We start from the raw sequence: 23,145 nt of genomic DNA on the forward strand, positions 1-23,145 counted from the left end.
CCCGTTTGGGCGGTCCATTCCACGTCTGGGTGATCAGGCCGTGGGCCTGGGAGCCGTTGGCTCGGCCAACGCCACGCACTCGCCCGGCATTGCGACCCGATGCCCCCGCTGCCGCAGCGCTTCGCCGTCGGCCTCGCTCGCATAGTGGTAGAGCATCATCCGCGCCTGCAGTTCGGCGCTGTACTCGCGTTCGAGATCGTCCACGCCGGTGTGCGACGGGTTGCCGTGCAGGCCGCAGTCGTGCGCGATCAGTTCGTTGTCGCCGGCGTAGCGCGCCAGCATTTCCGGAATCGGGCGGGTGTCGCCGCTCCACACCAGCGCGCCCTGCAGGCGCAGGCCGTAGGCGGTTTCGGGCCAGTGGTGGCGGACCGGGAATACTTCCAGGCGCACGCCGTCATGCCAGAACGCCTCGCCCACCACGATCAGCTGGAAGGCATCCCAGAAGTTGGCGCCACCTTCGGCCAGCACGTTGGGGTAATCGGCCACGCGCCGGTGCAGCAGCGGCACCACGGTGGCGGGTACGTACAGCCGGATGCGGCCGCGCCGCTGCGGCGAGAAGTAGGCATCGACGAACAGCCGCTCGAAGCCGGCCACGTGGTCCAGGTGCACATGGGTGACGAACAGCGCCTCGGGCATGCGTCCGTATTGGGCGAGGAAGGCGGTTAGCCCCTCGCCGCCGCAGTCGATGGTCAGCCACGGCTCGCCACCGCGCTCGATCACCGCCATCGGCGAACCCAGCTGCACGGCCGACGCGTTGCCGACCCCCATGAAGCGCAGTGCCCAGTCCATCAGTAGCCCCGGTTCCAGGCCAGGTCGTAGGCCCGGCGCAGGCGCGCGAAGTCCTTCTCGACCTCGTCGTGGCTGCGCTCGCCACGCAGCTTCACCAGCGACCGGTGCAGGCGCTTGAGGTTGCGCTCGCGCCAGGCGGTGGCCGGGATGCGCTGCACGCCACGGTCGAAATCGATCAGCCAGCCGTGGCCGTTGGCATCAAACAGGATGTTGTGGGCGTTGAGATCGGCATGGTCCAGCCCGGCGCGGTGGAAACGCGCGATCAGCCGGCCGGTCTCTTCCCAGGGCGCGCCCCGCCCCGCCACCAGAGCGCGGTCGGCCAGCGAACGCACGCCTTCCAGCCGTTCCATCAGGATCGCCGCGCGGTAGCGCATGCCTTCGCGCATGTAGAACGCAGCGATCGGGCGCGGCACCGGCAACTTCAACGCGCGCAGGGCGCGCATCAGCCGGAACTCGGCGAAGCTGCGGGTGCGGTTGGCGCCCCGCCACAGGTACTGGTCGTGGCTCAGCTTGGCCGCCATGCCGCCGCGCAGGTACTGGCGCAGCACGCAATGGCCGAACGGCGCATCGACGAACCAGGCCCCACCCCGTCCACCATCGCCGACCGGGGCGCGCCCGGTCGCCCCAGTGGCCGGGGGAGAACAGGCTCATCTCGGCTTGCCGCAGCCGTTCGCGGTCGAACAGAATGGCACCCATGCCGCGTCCATCGCGGCAGGGCGTCAGCGCTTCAGTGGCGTCGAATGCGACCATTCCTTCGAGTCTAACAACACCATGGCATCAGCGTCCTCTTCCTTGTGTCTTTTGCGTTTGTCCGCGCTGGGCGATGTCACCCACGTGGTGCCGCTGGTGCGCACCCTGCAGCAGGCACGGCCGGGGACCGAACTGCACTGGATCATCGACAAGGCCGGGCACAAGCTGCTGGACGGCCTGCCGGGCGTGGTGTTCCATGCCTACGACAAGAAGACCGGCCTGGCCGGCATGCGCGCCCTGCGCGCGTCGCTGCCGCCGGGCCGCTTCGAGGCGCTGCTGCAGATGCAGGTGGCCTTCCGCGCCAATGTGCTGTCGGCGTTTGTCCCGGCGGTGCGCCGGATCGGCTACGACAAGGCGCGCTCCAAGGACCTGCACGGTCTTTTCATCAACGAACGCATCCCCGACCGCCCCGGCATCCACGTGCTGGATGCGATCGGCAGCTTCTGCGAACCGTTGGGGATCCGCCAGACCGAGGTCAGCTGGGACCTGGCGATCCCGCCGGCGGCGGTGGAATGGGCGCAGGCGCAATGGCAGGACGATGGCCGGCCGGTACTGATGATCTCGCCCTGCTCCAGCCACGTACGCCGCAACTGGTATGCCGACCGCTACGCGGCAGTGGCCAACCATGCGGTTGCACGCGGCTGGCGGGTGGTGCTGTGCGGTGGCCGCAGCGAACTGGAGCGCGGCATGGCCGACGCCATCCAGGCCCAGCTCACCACCCCGGCACTGGACCTGGTGGGCAAGGACACCCTCAAGCAGCTGCCGGCCCTGCTGGCCCGCGCGGCGCTGGTGATGACCCCGGATTCGGGCCCGATGCACATCGCCAACGCGATGGGCACCAAGGTGCTGGGCCTGCACGCGGCCAGCAACCCGCACCGCAGCGGCCCCTATTCGGACCGCCGCTACTGCGTGGACCGCTATGACGACGCGGCGCGGAAGTTCCTGGGCAAGCCGGCCAGCGAACTCAACTGGGGCACCAAGATCGAGTTCGATGACGTGATGCAGCTGATCACGGTCGAGGACGGCATCGCCGCCTTCGAACGCTACGTGGCCGATCAGCCGCGCCCGCTGTAATCCTTGTAGGACTTCTCTTCGACGTAGACCGAGCCAAGCGCCAGGTTGATGTCCTTCTTGATCCGGGCGCGGGTGTCGTTCTTCTGGTAGACGCTGCGCGCCAGGGCGACGAACGCCTCATCGAACTCAGCGGCCTGGTCCTTCAGCCGGATGTTGTCCTCGATATCCCAGAGCTGCTCATTGATGTCCTTCAGCTCCATGCGCAGCTTGGCGATATCCGTGCCGCCGGCCGGATGCGCCATCCAGGTCTTCTCCAGCGCACTCAGCTCGGCCCGGATGTTGGCCAGCTTGCCCGGATCACTGATCCGCTCGGACTTGATCTGCAGGATCGAGATCTTGTCGAGCAATTCGCCAAAGGACACGGGAACAGAAATTTCAGCGTTCATAGGGGGATATTCCGTTTCGAATGGGACCAGTCTAGCGAACCCAGCGAAGCGCAGCGCCCGCCCCTCACCGTTCGCACAACCCAACGCCGTAACAAGCCCCTCTGTTGAGGGGCTGCCCCGACAGGGGCGGGGAGAGGAAGCATCGCGGGGGCAACGGCGCTACGCGCCGTTGCAATCCCCCCCTCGAACGTCAGAGACGCAAAAAAGGCCACCCAAAGGGCGGCCTTTTTTGCGTGTCTGGCGGAGAGGGGGGGATTCGAACCCCCGAGGCGCTATAAACGCCTGCCTGATTTCGAGTCAGGTACATTCAACCGCTCTGCCACCTCTCCAGATGGTCCCCGGCGAACCGGGGAGCGAATAATACGGTCAGGAGCCGCCGACGGCAAGCCATTCCCGCGCTTCCGATGAATTTCTTCTGTATCGATGCCTTGCCGGATGTCCGCAGGGCCGCGATCATGCCGTTATCCCTCAGCAATGACACTCCTGGCCTGCGCACCTCCATGATCGAATTCGGACACCTGACCCACCCTGGCCTGCGCCGTGATCTCAATGAGGACACCTACTACGGGGACGGGGAGCTGGCACTGTGGCTGGTGGCCGATGGCATGGGCGGGCACGCCTGTGGCGAAGTGGCCAGCGCACTGGCGCGCGAGACCATCGTGCGCGAGATCCGCCAGGGCGCCACGCTGGCGCACGCGATCCGGGTGGCCGATGAGGAAATCATCCGCACCTCGCGCCGCCGCAACGACAGCCTGCCGATGGGCACCACCGTGGTGGCCGCCCGGGTCCAGGGCAACCGCTATGAAGTGGCCTGGGTCGGCGACAGCCGCGCCTACCTGTGGCGCGACGGCAAGCTGGCGCAGCTCAGCCAGGACCACAGCGTGGTGCAGGAAATGGTGGCGCAGGGCAACCTGACGGCCGAAGAGGCGCGCGCGCACCCGCATCGAAACGTGGTGACCCAGGCGCTGGGGGTGACCGATCCGGCCCACCTGAACGTGGCCACCACCGCCGGCGAGCTGCGCCCGGGCATGCAGCTGCTGCTGTGCAGCGACGGGCTGACCGAGGAAGTGGAAGACACCGGGATCGCCCGCACCCTGGCCTACGACGACGCCAGCGCGCAGGAGTGCGTGGATACGCTGGTGGCCGCCGCGCTGGATGGGGGCGGGTCGGACAACATCACGGTGATTCTGGTGCGTTGCCATTGATTTAACCGGTTGCCTGCCAACGGCAGGGGCTACCGAATCGACGGCATTACGCCGCCGATTCTTCCACCTTAGGGCCATCCCAGATGGCATGCCCGGCTTTCTTGCGCAGCTTGGCCAGGCGCGCTTCGTGCGCCTCCCGTTCCGAGGCCGTTGCCACCACGCGCGGGCGCGGCAACAGGCGGCTGGTATCGAAGGCCTGCGCGTGTGCCGTACCCGGGCGGACGTCATCGGCTGAACCAAAGCCGATTTCCTCCTGACCGGAGGTCAGTGCGATGTACACATCGCCCAGGATCTGCGCATCGAGCAGGCCGCCGTGCAGCTGGCGGTGCGCGTTATCCACGCCCAGCCGCTTGCACAGCGCATCCAGCGAGTTGCGCTGGCCCGGATAGCGCTCGCGCGCCATCTTCAGCGTATCGATCACCGTGCAGCGGTCGGTGATCTTCCCGTACTGGTCGCCCAGCAACGACAGCTCGTAATCCAGGAAGCCCAGGTCGAACGCGGCGTTGTGGATGATCAGCTCGGCGCCGTCGATGTAGGCGAGGAATTCTTCGGCCACCTGCGCGAACACCGGCTTGTCGGCCAGGAACTCCAGGGTCAGCCCGGTGACTTCCTGGGCGCCCTGTTCGAACTCGCAGTCCGGCTTGAGGTACTGGTGGAAGTTGTTTCCGCTCGGGCGGCGTTCCAGCAGTTCCACGCAGCCGATTTCGACGATGCGGTTGCCCTTGCGCCATTCCAGGCCGGTGGTTTCGGTATCGAGGATGATCTGACGCATGGGCTTAGTGTACCGGGCCGGCGGCACGGATCCGGATCGCGGCGTCGCGCGCCAGCGTATCCACCCGCTCGTTGTCCGGGTCACCGGAATGGCCCTTCACCCAGCGCCAGTCGATGCTGTGCTTCTGGGTGGCCGCATGCAACCGTTCCCACAGGTCGCGGTTCTTGACCGGGTCGCCACCGGCGGTCTTCCAGTTCTTGCGGATCCAGCCCGGCAGCCACTGGGTCAGGCCCTGGCGCACGTACTGCGAATCGGTGAACAGCACGATCTCGCAGGGTTCGGTCAGTGCTTCCAGGCCGGAGATCGCGGCCATCAGCTCCATCCGGTTGTTGGTGGTGTGCGCTTCGCCACCGCTCAGCTCGCGTTCGTGGCCCTTGTAGCGCATCAACGCGGCCCAGCCGCCGGGGCCGGGATTGCCGAGGCAGGAACCGTCGGTGTGGATTTCAATGGTTTTCAATACAACTCCAGATCAGGTCGCCACGGTGCCGTGCCAACGGCGAACCGGCAGTGGCGTAGGTCCTGGCAGGGCCAGGGTGCGTTTTTCGGCGGTGAACAGGCAGGCCGCGCGCAGGGCGGCGATGCTGCCGCGCTCGGGCGCGCGGCTGTGCCACATCGGGCCCAGCCAGGCCAGGTCGTCGCAGGCCAGCCCGGCCCGCTCCAGGGTGTGGCGCAGCCGCTGCGGGGTGCGCACCACCAACCCGTGCCGGCGCCACTGGCTGCGGAATGGGCTGAACGGATTGAGCGTGGACAGCCACAGCCGGCCGCCGGGCATCAGGACCCGCTCGCATTCGGCGATCAGCTGTTCGGCGTCGCGGGCGGTCACGTGCTGCAGCACGATGGCGTTGAGGCTCTCGGTCTGGAACGGCAGCGGCAGCGCGCAGGTAACGTCGCCGGTGTAGCCGCCCGCGCTGCGGTGCAGGCGCACGCCCTGCCCCGGCAACGCGGCATCTTCCAGCCACGCCGGGGTCGGCGCGATCCACAACCAGGGGTTCAGCGGGTGCGAGGCCAGCACCGGCTCCAGGGCCTTGCGCTCCAGCTCACGCAGCGCCTGCGCCGGTTCAGTATCAAACCAGGATGCGACGGAAGCTTGACGGGGGCTCGGCGCGGCGGGCATGGTCCAATTCTATGCGACTGACTGCCCTACCCGCATTCGCGGACAACTACATCTGGGCGCTGGTCGCCGACGACGGCCGCGCGATCGTGGTCGACCCCGGCCAGGCGGGCCCCGTGGTGGCCGCCGCAGCGCAGCAGAACTGGCGCCCGCACACGATCCTGCTCACTCACCACCACGACGATCATATCGGCGGCGTGGCGGAGCTGCAGGCCCGGTTTGCGGGGCTGGAGGTGATCGCCCCGCACGATCCGCGCATTCCCGCCGCCACCCGCCGGGTAGGGGAAGGTGAACGCATTCAGGCACTGGGGCTGGAGATCGACGTAGTATCCGTGCCCGGACACACCCGGACGCACATCGCATTTCACAGCGCTGAACATCTTTTCAGCGGAGATGCGTTGTTCAGCCTGGGCTGTGGCCGGATGTTCGAAGGTACGCCACCCCAGCTTCTGGCTTCCCTGCACAAGCTGGCGTCCCTGCCGCCGCACCTGTTGTTGTGCTGCGGCCATGAGTACACCGTGTCAAATGCCGTCTTCGCGCGGCATGTCGACCCCGCCAACGCCGCGCTCGCGCGACGCCATGAGGAGGCACTGGCCATGCGCCGCGATGAACGCCCTACGCTGCCCGTTACGTTGGCAAGCGAGCTGGAATGCAACCCGTTCCTGCGAACCGATAACGCCGCTGTCCGCGCTGCCGTCAGCCAGCACCTCGGTCGTCCCGTCACCGATGAAGTCGATGTCCTGGCAGGTCTGCGGGGCTGGAAAGACGGATTCCGAACATGAGTCGGCGATGGTTGCCGCTCGCGGCAGGCCTGGCGATCGCCATCGCCGGCACCGCGGGCGCCCAGTCGTTGAGTGCGGGGATGTCGCAGAACGTGGCCGGTTTGTCGCAGTTGCCGCTGGACGGTACTGCCCTGCCCCCCGCTTCGGTCCGCAACGGCCAGGACATCTTCGCCAGTTTCCGCGATGGCCTGGCCGAGCCGACCTGCGACGTCGAGGCCACCAGCCCACGCTGGCAGAAACAGTTCGCCCATGCGCCCTCGCGCCTGGCCAACCAGGATGACGATGCACTGGTGCTGTTCGGCTATGTGGTCGAAGAGCTGCGCGCTGCCAACCTGCCCACTGAGTTCGCGCTGATTCCGTTCGTGGAAAGCGGCTACCGGCCCAACGCGCGGAATGGGGCCGGCCCGGCCGGGCTGTGGCAGTTCATCGCCTCCACCGCCAGGAACCACCGCGTGCAGATGACCGGCGGCTACGACGGCCGGCTGTCGGCGGCCGATTCCACCCAGGCCGCGGTGCGCTACCTCAAGACCCTGCACGGGATGTTCGGCGGCGACTGGCGCCTGGCCACCATGGCCTACAACGCTGGCGAGTACCGCGTGCTGCAGTCGCTGCGCAAGGCCGGCATGAACGCGCAGAACGCGCGCCCTGCCGAGCTGCCGGGGCTGTCGCCGGTGACCTACGCGTACGTGGAGAAGCTGCACGCGCTGGCCTGCGTGCTGGAAAACGCCGAAACCACGCCGGCGGTGATGGCATCGCTGGACCGCACCGTGCCGGTCCTGAAGGGCCACACCCTGCCAGCCGGCACCAGCGTGCAGCAGTGGGCCGTACAGCGCTCGCTGGACCCGGCGCGCATCGCCCGGCTCAATCCGGCCCTGGCCAGCGGCAAGGGCCGCCCCAGCGGCCAGGTGACCGTGCTGGCCCCGGCCACCCACGCGCCGGTGGACCCTTCGGTGATGCTGGCCCAGGCTGACGCGCCCGTGGCTGACACGGTCAGCCCGCGTACGCAGACCCAGGTCGCCAGCCGCGCCGTTGCCAGCGCGGACCGCCCCAAGGCGCGCCGCCACACCGTGCGCAACGGCGAGTCTGCGTGGACGATTGCCAAGCGCTACGGGATGCCGCTCAAGGCGCTGCTGTCGCTGAACAACCTCAGCGGCAGCAGCGTGCTCAAGCCCGGTGCGGTGTTGCGCGTCGAGGATTGAGGCGGATAAGGCGCAACAAAAAAAAGGCCCGGCATTGCCGGGCCTTTTTCGTAAGCGGACGCCAGCCAACCCTTAGAGGTTGGCTTCTTCGACCTGCACTTTGTAGTGCTTGCGCATGGCCTGGATGAAGGCCTTGGCCGAGGCCATGCCGTCTACCTGGTCCAGCTGGTCCTTGAACTGCTGCTTCTGCTCGGCCGGGACCTCAGCCAGGTTCGGCGGGGTCACCTTGTTGACCGCGAACACCACGTAACGGTCCTGCACGGCGACCTTGCCATAGCTCGGCTTGCCTTCGGCCGGGGCCGGGGCGGCGAACACGGCGCGGTTGATCTCCGGGGTCGGCACCGGCTGGGTGCGCGGCAGGCCCGGCAGCGGGCTGAGCTGCAGCTTCTCTTCGGCGGCCAGCGCCTGCAGGGTCTGCCCGGCGTTGAGCTTGGCCAGCAGCGCGTCAGCGGCCTTGGCCGAGACCTGGCGGTTGCGGTCGGCGCGGATCGCGGCGATCACGCCGTCGCGGGCCTTGTCCAGCGGCAATGCCTGTTCCGGGCTGTGGTCGGTCACGCGGATCATCACGCTGTGGTCGGGCGTGATCGCGATCGGGTCGCTCACGGTGCCGTCCTGCACCAGCACATCGGAGAACGCCGCGCGCAGCACTGCCGGGTTGGCGGCAATGCCACTGGCGGTGTCGCGGGTGAACGGGCCGAGGGTCTGCACCTTCAGCTTCAGCGCATCGGCCGCGCCCTGCAGCGAGGTCGGGTTCTTGTAGACCTGGTCGACCAGGCGGCCGCTCAGTTCGGAGAACGCGCCTTCGTTGTCGGCCTTGAGCTGTTCGGCGGCGAGCTGGTCGCGGACCTCCTCGAACGGACGCTGCTGGCCACCACGGACCTCGCGCAGCTGCAGCACGTGGTAACCGAACTCGGTCTTGACCGGCGCGCTCACCTCGCCTGCCTTCATGCCAAACAGCGCGTCTTCGAACGGCTTGACCATGGAATCGCGTTCCACCCAGCCCAGGTCACCACCGGTTGCCTTGGAGCCGGTGTCGTCCGAGTTGGCCTTGGCCAGCGCGGCGAAATCCGCACCCGGCGCCTTGGCCTGCGTAGCCAGTGCGGCGGCCTTTTGTTCAGCGGCCTTGAGCTTGGCCGGGTCGCTGCCATCGGCGGCGATCAGGATGTGCGATGCAAGACGGGCTTCGGGCGTGGAGAAGCGCGCCTTCTCGTCGGCGTAGCGCTTGCGCAGGGTGGCTTCATCGGCGGCGGCCGCCGGCGGCAGCGCGGCCGCGTTGATTTCCACGAACTCCAGCGACACGGTTTCCGGCTGACGGAAATCCTTCGGGTGGCTGTCGTACCACTGCTTGATCTGTGCGTCGGTCACTTCTGCCGTATCGGCCGGCAGCTCCGGCAGCGCGGCGATTTCCACGTCACGCGTTTCGCCCAGCAGCTTCATCAGCCGCTCGGCCTCCACGCTGGTGACAAAACCCGATTCCTGCAGCGCCTGCGGAATGATCGACTGCTGCAGGCTCTCGCGCACCAGCGTTTCGAACTGCGCCGGGGTGCGCGGTGGGTTGCCGGTGGTCAGCGCCAGGCGGTACTGGTCCTGGTTGAACTTGCCATCGGGGCCGATGAAGCCCGGGATGGAGGCGATGGTTTCGCGCACGGCGGCGTCGCCGATGACGATGCCGGACTGTTCGCCGGCCAGGCGCACGACCTTCTCATCGATCATCTGGTCGAGCACGGCGCGCTTGTTCTCGGCGCTTTCGAATTGGCGCGGGTCGAAGTTCTCGCCCTGCTGCTGGCGGGCCTGCTGGCGCGCCTGCTCGAAACGGGTACGGAATTCTTCCGCACTGATTTCATGGTGCTGCCAGAGGAAGGACATCGGCCACCACGACGGCGCCGAGCGCCACCAGGTCGGCGGCGCTGCCACCTTGGCCACGTTCTGCGCGCCGACACCACCCAGGTAGCTGGAGTCGATCACGAACAGGAACGGAATCATCAGCAGCCCCAGGATCACGGTAACGATCCAGCCCGAGGTCTTGTCGCGAAGTTTCTGCAGCATGGGAGAAATCAAGGCCCGATTGGCGAATCCGGCAGTGTACCCCGCTTCGCGCCACTCCCCAACAGGGGCGCCCGGCGCCCGGGCATCGCAGCAAAAAGAAAAGCCCCTGGTTTGCACCAGGGGCCTTCAAGAATTGGCGGAGCGGACGGGACTCGAACCCGCGACCTCCGGCGTGACAGGCCAGCATTCTAACCAGCTGAACTACCGCTCCGCGCTTGAAACTTTGCAGGCGCTCATTATATCCGAAGATATTCAGAAAACCCACCCCGAAGTACTGCTTTTCGAGGATTTTTTGTAACTGGCGGAGCGGACGGGACTCGAACCCGCGACCTCCGGCGTGACAGGCCAGCATTCTAACCAGCTGAACTACCGCTCCGCGTTTATTTTTTCAAATTTTTTCAAAGTCGACTAACAGTCGACTCTACAGCCTTGTTACAGAAAACAAGGCCCCCGATTGCTCAGGGGCCTCGTTGAAACTGGCGGAGCGGACGGGACTCGAACCCGCGACCTCCGGCGTGACAGGCCAGCATTCTAACCAGCTGAACTACCGCTCCACATTTCAAACTTTTACTGGCGGTGCATGGTGGGTGCTGAGGGTTTCGAACCCCCGACCCTCTCCGTGTAAAGGAGACGCTCTACCGCTGAGCTAAGCACCCCAGCAAGCCGCTTAGTTTACGGCATCCTTCAGGGCTTTGCCAGCCTTGAACGACGGATTCTTCGACGCAGCGATCTTGATGGTGTCGCCGGTCTTCGGGTTGCGGCCGGTACGGGCGGCGCGGTCGCGCACCTGGAACGTACCGAAGCCCACCAGGGTCACCGCATCACCGCCCTTCAGGGCCTTGGTGACAGCAGCGATGACGGCATCGACAGCGCGTTGCGACTCGGCCTTGGTCAGGTCAGCGGATTCGGCAACGGCGTCGATCAATTCGGTCTTGTTCATTCTGTACAGCTCCTTTGGCGGGGATTCCGCATGTTCGACAGTGAAGCATCCGGCCCGCTACGTGGCCGGACGCCAGTGAAGTTCTCGATTCGCACCCGTCAGCGTCTGCTGACTTGCGAGTGGTGCTTTTATACCAGCGCACCCCTACCCGCGCAAGCTGAAAAGCCAATAACGACGCGGGTTTCGGGCATTTCCCATGCGCGCGTCAGTGCTTGACGCGCGTTGTGGATGCTGTCTTGCTCTTGCCCCGCACTGTGACGCGTTGCCCATCCTTCTTTGGCTTGGGCGCGGTCAGCGGCGTTTCCAGGGCCAGGTCCAGCACCTCTTCAATCCACTTCACCGGAATGATCTTCAGGTCGCGGGTGACGTTGGCCGGAATGTCGGCAAGGTCCTTGCGGTTCTCTTCGGGGATGATCACGGTGGTGATGCCACCGCGCAGCGCCGCCAGCAGTTTTTCCTTCAGGCCACCGATGGCGGTGACGCGACCACGCAGGGTGATTTCGCCGGTCATCGCCACTTCGGCGCGGATCGGCACCTTGGTCAGCATCGACACCAACGAGGTCACCATCGCGATGCCGGCGCTGGGGCCGTCCTTCGGGGTGGCGCCATCGGGCACGTGCACGTGCACGTCGTGCTTCTGCAGGAACTCGGCATCGATGCCCAGCCGCTCGGCGCGCGAACGCACCACCGACAGCGCGGCCGAGGCCGATTCCTTCATGACGTTGCCCAACTGGCCCGTCAGGATCAGCGCGCCCTTGCCCGGGACCAGGGTGGATTCGATCTGCAGCAGGTCGCCACCCACTTCGGTCCAGGCCAGGCCGGTGACCAGGCCGATCTCGTTCTGCTCTTCGGCGCGGCCGAAGTCGAAGCGGCGCACGCCCAGGTACTTCTCCAGGTTCCGGCCGTTGACCACCACCAGTGCCTTCTTCTTCGCCGCCGCCTTCTTGCCGGCCTTGGCCGGCTTGGCCAGCACCGCCGGACCGCCCAGCGCGATTTCCTTCACCACCTTGCGGCAGATCTTGGCTACTTCGCGCTCGAGGTTGCGCACGCCCGATTCGCGGGTGTAGTAACGCACCACGTCCTGGATGGCGTCGGCCTCGATTTCCAGCTCCTCCGGCTTCAGGCCGTTGGCCTTCAGCTGCTTGGGCACCAGGTAGCGCATGGCGATGTTGAGCTTCTCATCCTCGGTGTAGCCGGGGATGCGGATCACTTCCATGCGGTCCAGAAGCGGGCCGGGGATGTTGAGCGAGTTCGAGGTCGCCACGAACATCACTTCGGACAGGTCCAGGTCCACTTCCAGGTAGTGGTCGTTGAAGGCGTTGTTCTGTTCCGGGTCGAGCACTTCCAGCAGCGCCGAAGACGGGTCGCCACGGAAGTCCATCGACATCTTGTCGATCTCGTCCAGCACGAACAGCGCGTTCCTGCTGCCCACCTTGTTGAGGTTCTGCACGATGCGGCCCGGCATGGAGCCGACGTAGGTGCGACGGTGGCCACGGATCTCGGCCTCGTCGCGCACGCCACCCAGGCTCATGCGCACGAACTTGCGGTTGGTGGCCTTGGCGATGGACTGCCCCAGCGAGGTCTTGCCCACGCCCGGCGGCCCGACCAGGCACAGGATCGGGCCCTTCATCTGCTTCACGCGCGACTGCACCGCCAGGTATTCCAGGATGCGGTCCTTGACCTTGTCCAGGCCGAAGTGGTCGGCATCCAGGGTGTCCTGGGCAACCTTGAGGTCCTTGCGCACCTTGGTGCGCTTCTTCCACGGCACGCCCAGCAGCCAGTCCAAATAATTGCGCACCACGGCCGCTTCGGCCGACATCGGCGACATCTGCTTGAGCTTGTTGAGCTCGGCCTTGGCCTTGGCTTCCACCGGCTTGGGCATGCCCGCTTCGGCGATCTTGCGCGCCAGCTCTTCCAGCTCGCCTGGCGCATCGTCGAGGTCGCCCAGTTCCTTCTGGATGGCCTTCATCTGCTCGTTGAGGTAGTACTCGCGCTGGCTCTTTTCCATCTGCGACTTGACCCGGCCGCGGATGCGCTTCTCCATCTGCTGCACGTCGATCTCGCCGTCGACCAGGCCCACCAGCATTTCCAGGCGGTCGCCGACCTGCAGGGTTTCCAGCAGGCGCTGCTTGTCGGCCAGGCGCACGCTGATGTGCGCGGCGATGGTGTCAGCCAGGCGCGCCGGTTCATCGATGCCGGCCAGGGTCTGCAGCAGCTCCGGCGGCAGCTTGCGGTTGGTCTTGACGTACTGTTCGAACAGCGACATCAGCGAACGGGCGATCGCCTCGACCTCACGCGGCTCGCGCGCGTCGTCCGATTCGATTTCCTCGGCCACGCCGTGCAGCGAACCGTCGCGCTCGGTAACCTGGGTGACGTTGACGCGCGACAGGCCTTCCACCAGCACCTTGATGGTGCCGTCGGGCAGCTTCAGCAGCTGCAGCACCTGGGCCAGGGTCCCGACCTGGTAGAGATCGGCGGCGGTGGGGTCGTCGGTCTCGGCCGACTTCTGCGCCAGCAGCAGGATGCGCTTGTCCGCCTCCATCGCCTGCTCCAGCGCGTGCATGGATTTGTCGCGGCCGACGAACAGCGGAATGACCATGTGCGGGAACACCACCACGTCGCGCAGCGGCAGTACCGGCAGGTCGAGAGTCTCAGTTGGGGAACGGGCCATGTGGGCTCCAGTTGAGCAGTGGGGATGGCCTCCGGGCAGCGTCACCCGGATACAAAAAAGCCGATGGCCCCGTTATGGGGCCATCGGCGTCCAGATGCAAGATGCTCTGAAAAAATCCCATCAATTCAAATGCTTGATGGATTATTCAGCGCCAGCGGCCTTCTGTTCAGGAGCCGGCGGAGTCTGGTAGATCAGGTAGGGCTCGGACTTGTGTTCGATCACCGATTCGTCCACCACCACCTTGCTGACGTTTTCTGCCGAAGGCAGGTCGTACATGGTGTCCAGCAGGACCGATTCGACGATGGTACGCAGGCCGCGGGCACCGGTCTTGCGCTTGAGCGCCTTGCGGGCAATGGCCGACAGGGCGTCTGGCCGGAACTCCAGCTCCACGTGCTCCATCTCGAACAGCTTCTTGAACTGCTTGGTGATGGCGTTCTTCGGCTCGGTCAGGATCCTGACCAGGGCCGCTTCGTCCAGCTCTTCCAAGGTCGCCACGACCGGCAGGCGGCCGACGAATTCCGGGATCAGGCCGAACTTGATCAGGTCTTCCGGCTCGACTTCGGCCAGCACCTTGCCCACTTCCTGCTTGCGCTCGGAGCTCTTGACCTTGGCACCGAACCCGATGCCGCCCGAATCGTTGGAGCGGGCCTGGATCACCTTGTCCAGCCCGGCGAACGCGCCGCCGCAGATGAACAGGATGTTCTTGGTGTCCACCTGCAGGAATTCCTGCTGCGGGTGCTTGCGACCGCCCTGCGGCGGAACGCTGGCCACGGTGCCTTCGATCAGCTTCAGCAGCGCCTGCTGCACGCCTTCGCCGGACACGTCACGGGTGATCGACGGGTTCTCGCTCTTGCGCGAGATCTTGTCGATTTCATCGATGTAGACGATGCCCTGCTGCGCCTTTTCGACGTCGTAATCGCACTTCTGCAGCAGCTTCTGGATGATATTTTCCACGTCCTCGCCCACGTAACCGGCTTCGGTCAGCGTGGTGGCGTCGGCCATGGTGAACGGCACGTTGAGCAGGCGGGCCAGGGTTTCGGCCAGCAGGGTCTTGCCCGAACCGGTCGGACCGACCAGCAGGATGTTGGACTTGGCCAGTTCGACTTCGTCGTTCTTCTGGCGGCTCTCGATGCGCTTGTAATGGTTGTACACGGCCACGGCCAGCGTGCGCTTGGCCCGGTTCTGGCCAATCACGTACTGATCCAGGACTTCGAGGATCTCGCGCGGCTTGGGCAGCGAACTGCGCGCCGACTGCGCCTTTTCCTCGAGCTCTTCACGGATGATGTCGTTGCACAGCTCCACGCATTCATCGCAGATGAACACGCTCGGCCCAGCAATCAGCTTGCGCACCTCGTGCTGGCTCTTTCCGCAGAAGGAGCAGTAGAGGATCTTGCCGGTTTCCGTGGAACGACCTTGGCGGTCTTCGCTCATGCTTCGCTTACCCAGTTACCCCACCCGCTGAACGGGGGTTCGATTCGAGAATAGCACAGGGTCGGGAGGACGCCAGTCCAGCCCGACCCTGCGGAAACAGGCCGGTTTCCCGGCCTGGCGGCACATCAGGCCGGGGTGATCGACTCTTCCGGACGGCGCTCGAGCACCTGGTCGACCAGGCCGTAAGCCACCGCATCGGCCGCGCTCTTGAAGTTGTCGCGCTCGGTGTCGCGCGCGATGGTCTCCAGCGACTGGCCGGTGTGCTTGGCCAGCACTTCGTTCAGGCGCGAACGCAGGGTCAGGATCTCACGGGCGTGGATGTCGATATCCGTGGCCTGGCCCTGGAAACCGCCCAGCGGCTGGTGGATCATCACGCGCGAATTCGGCAGCGCGTAACGCTTGCCGGCCGCGCCGGAAGCCAGCAGCAGCGCGCCCATCGAGGCGGCCTGGCCGACGCAGATGGTGCTCACGTCCGGCTTGATGTACTGCATGGTGTCGTAGATCGCCATGCCGGCGGTGACCACGCCACCGGGCGAGTTGATGTAGATGCTGATGTCCTTTTCCGGATTGTCCGCTTCCAGGAACAGCAGCTGCGCCACCACCACGTTGGCCATGTGATCGTCGATCGGGCCCACGAGGAAGATCAGGCGCTCCTTCAACAGGCGCGAATAGATGTCATAGGCGCGCTCGCCGCGGCTGGTCTGTTCGACCACCATCGGAACCATGTTCAGGGCTGTGGTTCGGTTGTCCATTGTGAGGCACCTATTTTGGGGGGAACGACCCCGCGCCGGGGCGCGGGGCGTAAAACGCGGGCCGCTTACTGGCGGATCGCGTCCTGGAACGACAACTGCTCTTCCGTGTGCTGGGCGCGCTCGGCGATCCAGTCGATCACCTGCTCTTCCATCACGCGGTTCTGCAGCCCACTCATCAGCTGGGGGTCGTTGCGGTACATCTCAATGACCTGCTCCGGCTCTTCATAGGTCGAGGCGATCAGGCGCATGGTTTCGTTCAGGCGCTTGGGGTCCAGGCGCAGGTCGTTGCGGCGGGCCACTTCGCCGACCAGCAGGCCGACCAGCACGCGCTTGGCGGCCGCGTCCTTGAAGCCTTCATGGGCGTCGGCCGGGATTTCGCCCGGGTTGCGGCCGCTGCGGCGGATCTGCTCGACCTGCTGGGCCAGCATGGCGCGGGCTTCGTTGTCGACCAGGCGCGGCGGCATCTCGACCGAGGCGTAGGCGGCGATCAGCTGCTCGCCCACTTCACGGCGCAGGCGGTTCATCAGGGCGCCCTTGAGCTCGCGCTCCAGGTTGGCACGGATGTCCTTGCGGAACTGCTCCACGTCGCCGCCCTTCACGCCGAAGCTCTTGATGAACTCGGCATCCACCTCCGGCAGCACCGGCGCGGACACGTCCACCGCCTTGACGGTGACCTTGACCTGCTTGCCAGCCAGCGCCGGCACGCGCCAGTCGGCCGGGAACTCGACGTCCAGGGTCTTTTCTTCACCCTTGGCCAGGCCGACCAGGCCCTGTTCGATCTGCTCGAACATCATGCCCTGGCCCACCACCACGCTGCCCTTTTCGGTGCCTTCGGCCGGCAGGCGCTCATCGCCGGCCTGCGACCAGGTTTCCAGCGCCACCAGATCGCCCTCCTGGGCGCCACGGTCCACCGGGCTCCAGCTGCGGCGCTGTTCGCGCAGGTTGGTGATCATCTGGTCGATGTCGGCGTCGTTGATCTCGGCGGTGTGGCGCACGACGGTCAGCTTGCTGACGTCGACGTCGCCGAAGTCCGGCACCAGCTCGACGGTGGCCACGAAGGAGAACTCACCTGCGTCGCCCTTGTCGATGCGCGGCGCGCCGGCAATGCGCAGTTCGTGCTCGCGGATGGCGGCATCGAAGGTCTCACGCAGCAGGCCGTCAACGGCTTCGCTGCGAACCTGCTGGCCGAAGCGCTGCTCGATCACCTTGGCCGGCACCTTGCCCGGGCGGAAGCCCTTGATGCGCGCGGTGCGGGCGATTTCGCCCAGGCGGCCGCTGATGTGGGTCTGCAGGCGGTCTTCCGGCAGCGAGAAGGTCAGGCGGCGTTCCAGATTGCCGGTGGATTCGATCGAAGCTTGCATGTTGACTCCTGCCAACCGGTGGCGACGCCCCCGGCACGATGTGATTGGATGAAACGGGTTGAGAACGCGGGGTCGTGGACGCGCCTGCCCGCCGCAGCCCTGTAGTTTGGCCGATAACGGCCAGCGCCGCCAGCAGGGTGCCGGGAACGTCATTCCGGGGCGTGTTCAGGGGAGTCCCCTGCCCTGTCAGCTGGTGCGAAAGGGGGGACTCGAACCCCCACGCCTTGCGGCACTGGAACCTAAATCCAGGGCGTCTACCAATTCCGCCACTTTCGCGCTGGTGCGCATTGTACGTGAAGACCGGATGCAGGTCGCCGGTAGGGACACGCCATGCGTGTTCGCGCGATACCGGATCGCGCGCAAGAAAAAAGCCACCCGGCGGACCGGATGGCTTTCGTCTTGGTGGGCTGTCAAGGATTCGAACCTTGGACCTATTGATTAAGAGTCAACTGCTCTACCAACTGAGCTAACAGCCCGAAAATCGGGAGGCGAATTATGACGCAATGCCGCACGGGGTTGCAAGGGGTTTCTGCGGACATGGTTCAGACGCGGACGACGGGAGCGGGCACCGCGTAGGGACACGCCATGCGTGTCCGCGCGATACAGGATCGCAGGCAAGAAAAAAGCCACCCGGCGGACCGGATGGCTTTTGTCTTGGTGGGCTGTCAAGGATTCGAACCTTGGACCTATTGATTAAGAGTCAACTGCTCTACCAACTGAGCTAACAGCCCTGAAATCCCAGGCGCATAGTGTAGCGTTTGCGCCTTTTTTTGCAACCCCGATTCACTTCCGGTGAAACGGGTCCTTCAAATCAGTGGGGTGGCTGAGGGGATTCGAACCCCCGACCACCGGAATCACAATCCGGTACTCTAACCAACTGAGCTACAGCCACCACTGAAACCTGTTTATTCGTTTGAAACATCCTGACGCTTGCACCGATGGTGCGCCCGACAGGAATCGAACCTGTAACCGCCGGCTTAGAAGGCCGGTGCTCTATCCAGTTGAGCTACGGGCGCCCGGACCGGATTGTCGCATTCCCATCCCGTTTTGAGCAGCGGGATGTGGTCGGGGTAGAGGGATTCGAACCCCCGACATCCTGCTCCCAAAGCAGGCGCGCTACCAGACTGCGCTATACCCCGGTGGTTTGATCCCTCGAGGTTCCCCCCGAAAGAGTCGGCTATTGTGGGAATCGGCGAGGCATCTGTCAACGGTTTTCACAAGGTTTTTCACATTCGTGATCGGGCGCTATGCTTTCTGCAGCGGCCGGACGGCCCTACCCCTACCCTTCAAGGAGATTGGCAATGCGCAGCGGCAATCCCGCACTTTCGGAGTCGACGTTCCTCGACCTGGCCAGCGGCTCGGTGGTGACCTCGCCCGACCAGGTGATGACCATCAACGGCACGGTCAACAAGACCGGCATCCTGCTGTTGCTGACCGTGCTCACTGCTGCCTTCGCCTGGAGCCAGACCATCGGCGCCGACGGCCAGATCGCCCCGGGCGCGATGATCTATGCCATCGGCGGCGCCATCGGCGGGCTGGTCCTGGCCCTGGTGACGGTGTTCAAGAAGGAATGGTCGCCGGTCACCGCGCCGATGTACGCACTGGTGGAAGGCTTCTTCCTGGGCGCGATCTCGGCGGTGTTCGAAGCGCGCTTCCCGGGCATCGTGTTCCAGGCCGTGCTGCTCACCTTCGGCACCCTGTTCGCCCTGCTGGCGGCCTACCGCAGCGGCCTGATCAAGGTCACCGAGAACTTCAAGCTGGGCGTGGTGGCAGCCACTGGCGGCATCGCGCTGCTGTACCTGGCCTCGTTCGTGCTCAGCTTCTTCAACATCAACGTGCCGGTGATCCATGAAGCCAGCTGGCTCGGCATCGCCTTCAGCCTGTTCGTGGTGGTGGTGGCCGCGCTGAACCTGGTGCTGGACTTCGACTTCATCGAAACCGGCGCCGCCGCGCGCGCACCGAAGTACATGGAGTGGTACGGCGCGTTCGGGCTGATGGTCACCCTGGTGTGGCTGTATGTGGAATTCCTGCGGCTGCTGTCGAAGTTGCAGCAACGTTGAGGCGTAGCATCAACGCGGGTAGAGCCGACTGTTAGTCGGCTGCTGTTCGACCGCGCGTAAACGCAACGAAAAAGGGCACCCGATGGGGTGCCCTTTTTTTTTGGAGCAGCCGACTGACAGTCGGCTCTACCTGTGGAGCAGCCGACTGACAGTCGGCTCTACAGCGCCCGGTTACAGGCGGCTGGCGATGGCCTGGGCGAAGCCCATGGTGTTGCCGGTGCCGCCGAGGTCGCCGGTCAGCGAGTCCTTGGCTTCCAGCGTGGCCACGATGGCCTTGCGCAGGCGCTCGGCGTTTTCAGTCTGGCCGACATGGTCCAGCATCTGCGCGGCCGCCAGCAGCAGCGCGCACGGATTGGCCTTGCCCTGGCCGGCGATGTCCGGGGCGGTGCCGTGCACGGCTTCGAAGATCGCCGCGTTCTCACCGATGTTGGCACCCGGGGCCAGGCCCAGGCCGCCGACGAGGCCGGCGCACAGGTCGGAGATGATGTCGCCGAACAGGTTGGTGGTGACGATCACGTCGAACTGCTCCGGACGCATCACCAGCTGCATGCAGCAGTTGTCGACGATCATTTCCTGGAACTCGATGTCCGGGTACTTGGCCGCCACTTCGCGCGCCACGGCCAGGAACAGGCCCGAGGTCGACTTGATGATGTTGGCCTTGTGCACGGCGGTGACCTTCTTGCGGCCGGTGCTGCGGGCCAGCTCGAAGGCGTAGCGCACGATGCGCTCGGAGCCCTTGCGGGTGATGCGGGTGCCGGAGAACGCGGTTTCACCGTCGGCCGACACTTCCTGGCCTTCGGCCAGGTAGGCGCCTTCGGTGTTCTCACGCACGGTGACCAGGTCCACGCCGTCTCCGAAGCGCGACTTGGTGTTCGGGAACGACACCGCTGGACGCACGTTGGCGTACAGGTCGAAGTGGCGACGCAGGCTGACGTTGATCGAGGTGAAGCCACCACCGACCGGCGTGGTCAGCGGGCTCTTCAGGGCGATCTTGTTGCGTGCGATCGATTCCAGGGTGGAGGCCGGCATCAGGTCGCCGTGTTTTTCCAGCGCGACCAGGCCAGCGTCGGCATCTTCGTACTCAAAGCCGGTGTCCAGCTTGCCGAGCACGAACAGGGTGGCGTCCATGATCTCCGGGCCGATGCCGTCACCGCGGATGACCGTGATTTTCTGCGTCATTTGATCTGTTTCCGAACCGAGGGGGAGCGCCGTGGGTCCGGGGTCCGGAGCGTCGGCGCAAGGGAAGTTTCACCCGCAATTATGCCCCAGCCAGCCCCCGGACCCCAAATAGACCAAGGTAGCGCCGGCCGTTGGCCGGCCCACGGTGCACCCGGGTAGCGCCCGACCGTTGGTCGGGCGGCGTCATGCATCAATGCTCGTGGACGGTCGGGGCCGCAGCGCCGCCTTCCAGCTGGTCCAGAAAGTCCACGGCCCGGCGCAGATGCGGGATCACGATCGAACCGCCCACCACCAAACCGACCGAGAAGGTCTCGAAGAACTCCTCGCGGGTCACCCCGGCGTCCTTGCACTGGGCCACGTGGTAGCTGATGCAGTCGTCGCAGCGCAGCACCATCGAGGCGACCAGGCCCAGCAGCTCCTTGGTCTTCACATCCAGTGCGCCGGCCTGGTAGGTCTGGGTGTCGAGCGCGAAGAAGCGCCGCACCACCTGATTGGGCTCACCCAGGATGCGCTGGTTCATGCGCTGGCGGAACTCGGTGAACTCGGCGATCCGGTCCTTGCTGCCGTCGTCCGCAGCGCTCATGCCCCTTCCCCGTTCAGCAGCGGCTCAAGCTTTCCTTCGCGGTGCAGGGCCATCATGTCGTCGTACCCGCCCACATGGACCTCACCGACGAAGATCTGCGGCACGCTGGTGCGGCGGGTCTTGGCCATCATCTTCTCGCGCTCGACCGGGTCCAGGTCAATGCGGACCTCGGTCCAGCTCTGGCCCTTGCTCTTCAGGAAGTTCTTGGCCGCCACGCAGTACGGACAGACGGCAGTCGAATAGATGGTGATGGGCGGCGTCCCACCCGGGTTGGAAGCGACATCTTGGCTCACGGGAAACTCCACGGCAGAACGAGTGTCTGTATATGGTAGCCCTGCGCTGGATTTTCCATGTCATCACCGCAACACTGCGGATCACCCGCAGCCCCAGGAGTTCCTGTTTGCGCCCTTTGCTGCTCTCTGCCGCGTTGACCCTGGCCTTGGCCGCCCCCTTGGCGTCGGCCCAGGACAGCAAGCTGCCGGACATCGGCTCGTCGGCCGGTGAACTGCTGACCCCGGCGCGCCAGGCCGAGTACGGCGGGATGATGCTGCGCGAGCTGCGCAACTACGGCTTCCTGCTGGATGACCCGCTGGTGGACGACTGGCTGCAGACCATGGGTGCCCGGCTGGGCTCCAACAGCGCCCAGCCGCGCCAGTCCTATACGTTCTTCATGCTCCGGGACCGGCAGATCAACGCCTTCGCCACCCTGGGCGGCTACGTGGGGGTCAACGCCGGGCTGGTGCTGACCGCCGAGCGTGAGGACGAGGTGGCCGCGGTGCTGTCCCACGAAATCGCCCACGTCACCCAGCAGCACGTGCTGCGCGGGGTGGAACGGGCCCAGCGCGACCAGATCCCGATCCTGCTGGGCATGCTGGCGGCGGTGGTGGCCGCGCAGCAGGCTGGCGGCAACTCCTCCGGCGATGCCACCATGGCCGCGATCACCTCCGGCATGGGGCTGATGCAGCAGCGCCAGATCAACTACACCCGCAGCAATGAATCGGAGGCCGACCGCCTGGGCATCCGCACCCTGGCCCGCAGCGGCTACGACGTGGATGCGATGGCCGGCTTCTTCGAACGCATGTCCGCCTCGATGCGCGGCAATGCCGGCGGCTATTCGGTACCGGATTTCCTGCAGACCCACCCGGTCAACACCACCCGCATCAGCGAAGCCAAGGCCCGCGCCGAGCAGATGAAGAAGGACACGGTGCTGCTCACCACCGAAGTGCCCGGCGGGGTGCGCCAGGAACGGGTGGACCCGGCCGACCCGGCGCTGTCCGACCCGCTGGTCCGGCGCACCAACCCGCTGCTGCCTTCCTCGATGCAGATCTCGGTGAATTCGCTGAGCCGGGGCGGCACTGGCCAGTTCGAGTGGGCGCGCGAGCGCCTGCGCGTGCTCAGCGCCGATACCCCGGGCGAGCTGGCCACCGAGTACCAGAACCTGCAGCGCGCGCAGAAGAGCGGCCTCAACGACGCCCAGCGCTATGGGCTGGCCCTGGCGCGCCTGCGCAACAGCGGCGCGGCCGAGGCCCGGCGCGACCTCACCGAACTGCTCAAGGATCACCCGGACAACCTGTGGGTGGCACTGGCGCTGGCCGAGTCCGAGTCGCGCTCGGGCCAGCCGGCCCAGGCCAACGCCCGCTTCGACGCGCTGCTGCGCCAGCACCCCGGCAGCCGCCCGGTGGCGCTCACCTACGCCGAGATCCTGAACGAACAGGGCGGGCGCGAAGCCGGCCAGCGCGCGCAGGCGATGCTGCGCCCGCTGCTATCGCAAAGCGGCAATGATCCGGTGTTCCAGCAGCGCTATGCCCGCGCCAGCGAGCTCGCCGGCGACACCCTGCGCGCCAGCGAGGCCTACGCCGAGGCCGCGTTCCTGAACGGGCGGCCGGAGCAGGCGTTGATGCAGCTGCAGGCGCTCAAGAAGCAGCCCGCGCTGGATTACGTGGGCCGGGCCCGGGTGGATGCGCGGATCGAGAGCATCACCCCCACCGTGCTGGAGATGCGCCGGCAGGGCATCAACGACCCGGAGCTGGAACGGCGCTGAACCGCGCCCGGAT

20 protein-coding genes, 11 tRNA genes and 1 pseudogene are annotated in these 23,145 nt (G+C 65.9%); 6 read left to right on the top strand and 26 right to left on the bottom strand.

What is annotated here, in order from left to right:
* Nucleotides 1-33: 33 nt before the first annotated feature.
* Both QE395_RS14115 and QE395_RS14120 read right to left on the bottom strand, forming a co-directional pair.
* A complete protein-coding gene (locus tag QE395_RS14115) occupies nt 34-789 on the bottom strand; it encodes an MBL fold metallo-hydrolase (RefSeq protein WP_068849606.1) in 756 nt (251 codons plus the stop codon).
* Nucleotides 789-1,539: pseudogene (locus tag QE395_RS14120) on the bottom strand (3-deoxy-D-manno-octulosonic acid kinase). The gene QE395_RS14115 and the pseudogene QE395_RS14120 overlap by 1 nt, the downstream one beginning before the upstream one ends.
* A gap of 21 nt (nt 1,540-1,560) precedes the next feature.
* On the opposite strand from QE395_RS14120, the gene QE395_RS14125 reads away from it, so the two are divergent.
* Nucleotides 1,561-2,613, top strand: a complete 1,053-nt coding sequence (locus QE395_RS14125) for a glycosyltransferase family 9 protein (RefSeq protein ID WP_306989694.1) — start codon at nt 1,561-1,563, stop codon at nt 2,611-2,613.
* Here the strand turns inward: QE395_RS14125 and QE395_RS14130 are convergent.
* Both QE395_RS14130 and QE395_RS14135 read right to left on the bottom strand, forming a co-directional pair.
* Nucleotides 2,595-2,999, bottom strand: a complete 405-nt coding sequence (locus tag QE395_RS14130) for a DUF6165 family protein (protein ID WP_306989696.1) — start codon at nt 2,997-2,999, stop codon at nt 2,595-2,597. The genes QE395_RS14125 and QE395_RS14130 overlap by 19 nt on opposite strands.
* Before the next feature lie 238 nt (nt 3,000-3,237).
* A tRNA-Ser gene (locus QE395_RS14135) sits at nt 3,238-3,328 on the bottom strand.
* Nucleotides 3,329-3,499: 171 nt separating this feature from the next.
* Here QE395_RS14135 and QE395_RS14140 point away from each other — a divergent pair.
* Nucleotides 3,500-4,204: a protein phosphatase 2C domain-containing protein gene (locus tag QE395_RS14140; RefSeq protein ID WP_068854556.1), complete on the top strand. Its 705-nt coding sequence runs from the start codon at nt 3,500-3,502 to the stop codon at nt 4,202-4,204.
* A gap of 46 nt (nt 4,205-4,250) precedes the next feature.
* On the opposite strand, the gene dnaQ is transcribed toward QE395_RS14140, so the two are convergent.
* The 3 genes from dnaQ to QE395_RS14155 are packed head-to-tail and all read right to left on the bottom strand — an operon-like array spanning nt 4,251 to nt 6,090.
* The gene (gene dnaQ / locus QE395_RS14145) at nt 4,251-4,976 is read right to left on the bottom strand and encodes a DNA polymerase III subunit epsilon (protein WP_068849589.1); all 726 of its coding nucleotides are present in this window, start codon (nt 4,974-4,976) and stop codon (nt 4,251-4,253) included.
* 4 nt (nt 4,977-4,980) lie between these two features.
* Nucleotides 4,981-5,433 carry a ribonuclease HI gene (gene rnhA, locus QE395_RS14150; protein ID WP_068849587.1) on the bottom strand — a complete coding sequence of 151 codons (453 nt, stop codon included), beginning with the start codon at nt 5,431-5,433 and terminating at the stop codon, nt 4,981-4,983.
* Nucleotides 5,434-5,445: 12 nt separating this feature from the next.
* Nucleotides 5,446-6,090: a methyltransferase domain-containing protein gene (locus QE395_RS14155; RefSeq protein ID WP_306989698.1), complete on the bottom strand. Its 645-nt coding sequence runs from the start codon at nt 6,088-6,090 to the stop codon at nt 5,446-5,448.
* An 11-nt stretch (nt 6,091-6,101) separates the two neighbouring features.
* Here QE395_RS14155 and gloB point away from each other — a divergent pair, with 11 nt between their 5' ends.
* The gene (gene gloB, locus QE395_RS14160; protein WP_306989700.1) at nt 6,102-6,869 is read left to right on the top strand and encodes a hydroxyacylglutathione hydrolase; all 768 of its coding nucleotides are present in this window, start codon (nt 6,102-6,104) and stop codon (nt 6,867-6,869) included.
* On the top strand, nt 6,866-8,068 hold the full coding sequence (locus tag QE395_RS14165) for a lytic transglycosylase domain-containing protein (RefSeq protein WP_306989702.1): 1,203 nt from the start codon (nt 6,866-6,868) through the stop codon (nt 8,066-8,068). The genes gloB and QE395_RS14165 overlap by 4 nt, the downstream gene beginning before the upstream one ends.
* Before the next feature lie 72 nt (nt 8,069-8,140).
* On the opposite strand, the gene QE395_RS14170 is transcribed toward QE395_RS14165, so the two are convergent.
* The 16 genes from QE395_RS14170 to QE395_RS14245 form a co-directional block, all read right to left on the bottom strand.
* Nucleotides 8,141-10,114: a peptidyl-prolyl cis-trans isomerase gene (locus tag QE395_RS14170; RefSeq protein WP_184124957.1), complete on the bottom strand. Its 1,974-nt coding sequence runs from the start codon at nt 10,112-10,114 to the stop codon at nt 8,141-8,143.
* 134 nt (nt 10,115-10,248) lie between these two features.
* Nucleotides 10,249-10,325 (bottom strand) — tRNA-Asp (locus QE395_RS14175).
* 88 nt (nt 10,326-10,413) lie between these two features.
* Nucleotides 10,414-10,490 (bottom strand) — tRNA-Asp (locus QE395_RS14180).
* A gap of 101 nt (nt 10,491-10,591) precedes the next feature.
* Nucleotides 10,592-10,668 (bottom strand) — tRNA-Asp (locus QE395_RS14185).
* A 27-nt stretch (nt 10,669-10,695) separates the two neighbouring features.
* Nucleotides 10,696-10,770, bottom strand: a tRNA-Val gene (locus QE395_RS14190).
* An 11-nt stretch (nt 10,771-10,781) separates the two neighbouring features.
* Nucleotides 10,782-11,054: an HU family DNA-binding protein gene (locus QE395_RS14195; protein WP_068849578.1), complete on the bottom strand. Its 273-nt coding sequence runs from the start codon at nt 11,052-11,054 to the stop codon at nt 10,782-10,784.
* A 205-nt stretch (nt 11,055-11,259) separates the two neighbouring features.
* Nucleotides 11,260-13,725 carry an endopeptidase La gene (gene lon, locus QE395_RS14200; protein WP_068849576.1) on the bottom strand — a complete coding sequence of 822 codons (2,466 nt, stop codon included), beginning with the start codon at nt 13,723-13,725 and terminating at the stop codon, nt 11,260-11,262.
* A 141-nt stretch (nt 13,726-13,866) separates the two neighbouring features.
* On the bottom strand, nt 13,867-15,156 hold the full coding sequence (clpX, locus tag QE395_RS14205; RefSeq protein ID WP_068849575.1) for an ATP-dependent Clp protease ATP-binding subunit ClpX: 1,290 nt from the start codon (nt 15,154-15,156) through the stop codon (nt 13,867-13,869).
* A 125-nt stretch (nt 15,157-15,281) separates the two neighbouring features.
* Nucleotides 15,282-15,908 carry an ATP-dependent Clp endopeptidase proteolytic subunit ClpP gene (gene clpP / locus QE395_RS14210; RefSeq protein WP_038690153.1) on the bottom strand — a complete coding sequence of 209 codons (627 nt, stop codon included), beginning with the start codon at nt 15,906-15,908 and terminating at the stop codon, nt 15,282-15,284.
* A 65-nt stretch (nt 15,909-15,973) separates the two neighbouring features.
* On the bottom strand, nt 15,974-17,269 hold the full coding sequence (gene tig / locus QE395_RS14215; protein ID WP_068849573.1) for a trigger factor: 1,296 nt from the start codon (nt 17,267-17,269) through the stop codon (nt 15,974-15,976).
* A gap of 191 nt (nt 17,270-17,460) precedes the next feature.
* Nucleotides 17,461-17,545: transfer RNA gene (locus tag QE395_RS14220), tRNA-Leu, on the bottom strand.
* A 124-nt stretch (nt 17,546-17,669) separates the two neighbouring features.
* Nucleotides 17,670-17,745, bottom strand: a tRNA-Lys gene (locus QE395_RS14225).
* 179 nt (nt 17,746-17,924) lie between these two features.
* Nucleotides 17,925-18,000 (bottom strand) — tRNA-Lys (locus QE395_RS14230).
* Nucleotides 18,001-18,084: 84 nt separating this feature from the next.
* Nucleotides 18,085-18,161: transfer RNA gene (locus QE395_RS14235), tRNA-His, on the bottom strand.
* 47 nt (nt 18,162-18,208) lie between these two features.
* Nucleotides 18,209-18,285: transfer RNA gene (locus tag QE395_RS14240), tRNA-Arg, on the bottom strand.
* 46 nt (nt 18,286-18,331) lie between these two features.
* Nucleotides 18,332-18,408, bottom strand: a tRNA-Pro gene (locus tag QE395_RS14245).
* Between the two features lie 162 nt (nt 18,409-18,570).
* Between QE395_RS14245 and QE395_RS14250 the strand changes: the two genes are divergently transcribed.
* Complete coding sequence (locus QE395_RS14250) at nt 18,571-19,329, top strand: Bax inhibitor-1/YccA family protein (protein ID WP_068849571.1); 759 nt, start codon at nt 18,571-18,573, stop codon at nt 19,327-19,329.
* A gap of 171 nt (nt 19,330-19,500) precedes the next feature.
* Here QE395_RS14250 and QE395_RS14255 read toward each other — a convergent pair whose 3' ends face one another.
* The 3 genes from QE395_RS14255 to grxC form a co-directional block, all read right to left on the bottom strand.
* Entirely contained in the window at nt 19,501-20,508 is a 1,008-nt protein-coding gene (locus QE395_RS14255; RefSeq protein WP_068849569.1) for an isocitrate dehydrogenase, read from the bottom strand.
* Between the two features lie 190 nt (nt 20,509-20,698).
* Nucleotides 20,699-21,091 carry a carboxymuconolactone decarboxylase family protein gene (locus tag QE395_RS14260; RefSeq protein WP_095364540.1) on the bottom strand — a complete coding sequence of 131 codons (393 nt, stop codon included), beginning with the start codon at nt 21,089-21,091 and terminating at the stop codon, nt 20,699-20,701.
* The gene (gene grxC, locus QE395_RS14265) at nt 21,088-21,384 is read right to left on the bottom strand and encodes a glutaredoxin 3 (protein ID WP_068849564.1); all 297 of its coding nucleotides are present in this window, start codon (nt 21,382-21,384) and stop codon (nt 21,088-21,090) included. The genes QE395_RS14260 and grxC overlap by 4 nt, the downstream gene beginning before the upstream one ends.
* Nucleotides 21,385-21,491: 107 nt before the next feature.
* On the opposite strand from grxC, the gene QE395_RS14270 reads away from it, so the two are divergent.
* On the top strand, nt 21,492-23,132 hold the full coding sequence (locus QE395_RS14270) for a M48 family metalloprotease (protein WP_095364538.1): 1,641 nt from the start codon (nt 21,492-21,494) through the stop codon (nt 23,130-23,132).
* The last annotated feature ends 13 nt before the right edge of the window (nt 23,133-23,145 follow it).

Origin of the sequence: Stenotrophomonas sp. SORGH_AS_0282 (assembly GCF_030818125.1) — a bacterium.
GTDB classification, from domain to species: Bacteria; Pseudomonadota; Gammaproteobacteria; order Xanthomonadales; family Xanthomonadaceae; genus Stenotrophomonas; species Stenotrophomonas rhizophila_A.